2 protein-coding genes, 1 tRNA gene and 1 pseudogene are annotated in these 3,677 nt (G+C 67.8%); 2 read left to right on the forward strand and 2 right to left on the reverse strand.

Going from position 1 to position 3,677, the window contains the following annotated elements:
* A pseudogene (locus tag H7290_RS05520) lies at positions 1-325 on the reverse strand ((d)CMP kinase); the annotation flags it as partial.
* A gap of 31 nt (positions 326-356) precedes the next feature.
* Here H7290_RS05520 and H7290_RS05525 point away from each other — a divergent pair.
* Positions 357-430 (forward strand) — tRNA-Pro (locus tag H7290_RS05525).
* Positions 431-466: 36 nt separating this feature from the next.
* Here H7290_RS05525 and H7290_RS05530 read toward each other — a convergent pair.
* On the reverse strand, positions 467-2,557 hold the full coding sequence (locus H7290_RS05530) for a PhoX family phosphatase (protein WP_290513014.1): 2,091 nt from the start codon (positions 2,555-2,557) through the stop codon (positions 467-469).
* A 398-nt stretch (positions 2,558-2,955) separates the two neighbouring features.
* Between H7290_RS05530 and H7290_RS05535 the strand changes: the two genes are divergently transcribed.
* A partial coding sequence (locus H7290_RS05535) for a squalene/phytoene synthase family protein (protein ID WP_290513016.1) occupies positions 2,956-3,677 on the forward strand: 722 nt, incomplete at its 3' end.

Consider the following 3,677-nt stretch of genomic DNA (forward strand, 5'->3'; position numbering starts at 1 on the left):
ACAACGGGGCCGGGGCGACATGCAACTCGGGGCCCGGACGATGGCGTACCCAGCTCCAGCGGCGAACCGTACCGGTGTCGCCGGCGGCGATCGCGTCGAGCACACCGCGGGCGACCATCGGGGGCGTCGCGGCCAGGCCGTGCCAGCCGGGATAGAGGTCGTCGAGGTGCAGCAGCGTGGCGCCGGAGGCCTTGGCGATGTCGTCCGCCAGGCTCGTTTTGCCCGACCCGCTGGGTCCGTCGACGGCCACGACGCGGGGCGAGCCGCAGGCTGGCCGCTGCTCCTGGAACGTGAGGACGATCTCGTCGAGCCGGTGAGATGTCACCAGGCCAGTGTCCACTAGACTGGCCCGGTTACGGGATGTAGCGCAGCTTGGTAGCGCGCGCCGTTTGGGGCGGTGAGGTCGCAGGTTCGAATCCTGTCATCCCGACTCTCCGATGTCTCACGACATCGGAGCCCCTGTGGGTCACACGCCGATGCGGTGGCCGTCCTTGCGCCAGACCGCGACCACGGAGGGGCGGGGCACCCGCCCGGGTCCGTCGGGCCAGATCGACGCCGGCTTCTCGACCGTGGCGCCGTCCTTCTCCCCGGGGTGCTGGACGCAGACCATGACCCGGTCGCGCTCGATGAGCGGTCCGCAGGTCTCCGCACCGGTGGGCACGGTCAGGAACTGGCGGGTCCGGCCACGTTCTGGACCCTCGACGGCCACGCCGAACAGGCCGTCGTGAGACCCGAGCGCGTTGCCGTCGGTCGAGATCCAGAGGTTGCCGTACGGGTCGAAGGCAACGTTGTCAGGGCATGAGATCGGTGACACGTCTTCCTTCGGGTAGCCACCGAAGTACGTGCTCGGGTCGGCAGGGTCACCGCAGACGAGAAGGATGTTCCAGGCGAACTCTGTCGCGGCCGAGTCACGGTGACGCTCGACGAGCTCGATGACGTGACCGTTCTTGTTCGACTTGCGGGGGTTGGCCTCGTCGGCGCCGGCTGCGCCGGCGGCACCGCGGTTGCTGTTGTTCGTCAGGGCGATGTAGACAGCACCAGTCTGAGGGCTCGGCTCCACGTCCTCGGGGCGATCCATCTTGGTGGCGCCAACGGCGTCGCCCGCGAGGCGGGTGAAGAGGAGCACCTCCTCGGCAGTCATGCCGGGCACGTGGGAACGCTGGCCGCTGACAAGGGGGATCCACTCGCCCTTGCCATCGAACTGTCCGTCCGACGGGAGCTTTCCGGTGCCGTCGATCTGGTCGACGGGGGAGTCGCCGGTGAACCGCGCGACGTACAGCGTGCCGTGGTCCAGGAGGTCGAAGTTGTGCTCGCGCGCTGCCTTCGAGCCGCCGTGGCGGACCTTGTCCGAGGAGACGAACTTGTAGAAGTAGTCGAACCGCTCGTCGTCGCCCATGTAGACGGCGACGCGCCCGTCCGACGTGATGCGGGGTTGCGCCGCCTCGTGCTTGAACCGACCCAGCGCCGTCCGCTTCCGGGGGGTCGAGCGTGGGTCGTAGGGGTCGATCTCGACGATCCAGCCGAAGCGGTTGGCCTCGTTGGGCTCCTTGGCCAGATCGAAGCGGTCGTCAAAGCGTTCCCACTTGCGCTCGGACGCAGTGCCGGTGATGCCGTAACGGGCAAGTCGCTTCGCCAGCTGCGGGTCGGTGACCGAAGCGGCGTTCGCGAAGTACTGATTGAAGTTCTCCTCAGCCGTGAGCCACGAGCCCCACGGGGTGAGGCCTCCCGAGCAGTTGTTGAGGGTGCCGAGCGCGGTACGGCCCGAAGGGTCGGCCGTCGTGCGCACGAGCGGGTGCCCGGCCACCGGACCGGTCAGGGCGAATTCGCTCGTGGTGTGGATGCGCCGATTCATGCGGTGGCCGACGATGGGCTCCAACGAACCGTCGCGAAGGTTTTCCTTCACGGCAACGACGCTGAGACCGTGGGCAGCCCATGACGTCTCGACCTGTGCCCGCGTGGGGTTCGCGGCGTCGTACCCCGGGTACATCAGCGTCTCGCTGGTGTACTCGTGGTTCACCACCATCAGCCGGGTGGAGCGTGCGTAGGGGAGCAGGCCCAGGAAGTCGTTGTTGAAGCCGAACTGCCGCTTCTGTCGATCGGCCGACTGGTGCTGGACGTCGAACGCTGGCGTGCCGCTGAACAGGGGATCGCCCCAGCTGATGACGACCTTCTGGTCATGGCCCGGCGCAGTGACCACCGCATCGACGACGTTGGGCGCGACCGGATCGAACCGGAGTCCCTTCGTGCCCGTCGGGTGACCGTTCCGAGCACCGGTCTTGGTTGCCGCCGGGACCGCCGCCGCAACCGGTGAGCCCATCGATCCCGCGCCCACGACCGCGACGGCACCCAGCACGGCACCCGCCCGGAGGACACCACGGCGGCTGATGGCCTCTTCGACGACGTCGGCGAACGTCGGGTTGTCCGTCACGTTGGGCGCTTCGTGCGCGCACGCATCGCCGCACCGGTACCGGCAGGTCAGCGCCGCCCGCCCCGTGGAGCACGGTGACATGTCCGCCTCGATGATCTGCAGCAGCGGGCGTTCGGGACGGATCGTCATGTGAAGCTCCTCGGCGTTGGTGATCGAGGGTCTGCCCCGACCCGGGTGACGCTAGGCACTGCAGGGGACCGCAGGATGGCCGGGTGGTGAACGGACACTGAAGACCGGTGGGCCGGGGCTCGTGACCGGTTCCCGGTCGGACGGCTGACCGACAGGCGGCGTTCACACCCCACCACGGTGTCTGGACCTGTCTGTCGGCCCGCGGCTATTTCGGCGACACCCGGCAAATCAAGATACGCTGCTCAGTGGTCGAAAAATGTGGCGAACCGGGCGAAGGTGTGTGTCTCCATGACAGATCTTCGCGCTGTGTTCAGTGCCAACGTGGCAATCCGGACTGCCCGACCCCGTGCCAGTGGCGGACATCGGTCGTCGGTCGTCGAAGTGAACGAGATAGCGGCATGAGACCCCACCTGCTCAGCCGACGCCCCGCCCGGAGTCTCTACGACTGCGTTGCAGAGGGCAATGCCGCTGCGGTCATCCGTGCGTTCTCCACCTCATTCGGGCTCGCGTCGTGGTTGCTCGCCGAACCCGTGCGCACCGACGTGCGCAACGTCTACGCCTTGGTGCGAGTCGCCGACGAGATCGTCGACACCCTCGACCCCAGTCTCGGGCGCGAGCCGCGGGCCACGATGCTGGCCTGGCTCCATGACGATGTGCGACACGCCCTGCGCAACGGCTTCAGTGGCAATCTCGTCGTTCATGCCTTCGCACGGACGGCGGTCCGCTGCGGTATCGGTGAGGAGCTCATCGACCCGTTCTTTGCGTCGATGGAGATGGATCTTGACATGACCGTCCACACCCGCGAAAGCTTCGACCGCTACGTCTACGGGTCCGCGGAGGTGGTGGGTCTCATGTGCCTGCGTGGCTTCCTCGCCGGAGACGGGACAGCTGACAGGTGGGAGGACTACGACCGGCTCGCGCCGGGCGCGCGACGGTTGGGCGCAGCCTTCCAGAAGCTCAACTTTCTCCGCGACCTCGCCGAGGACCACGACACCCTGGGGCGTCGCTACTTCCCGGGCCTTGACATCGAGCGATTCTGTGATGCCGATCGGGACCGGATCCTCGACGACATCGCGGCCGACCTCGACGCGGCTGCCGCCGTCATCCCCGCGCTCCCGGC

This window comes from Aeromicrobium sp., from assembly GCF_014378035.1.
Lineage (GTDB): Bacteria > Actinomycetota > Actinomycetes > Propionibacteriales > Nocardioidaceae > Aeromicrobium.

Excerpts from the sequence above, each read along its gene's own strand:
- H7290_RS05530 (WP_290513014.1), bottom strand. The coding sequence starts at position 2,557 with ATGACGATCCGTCCCGAACGCCCGCTGCTGCAGATCATCGAGGCGGAC.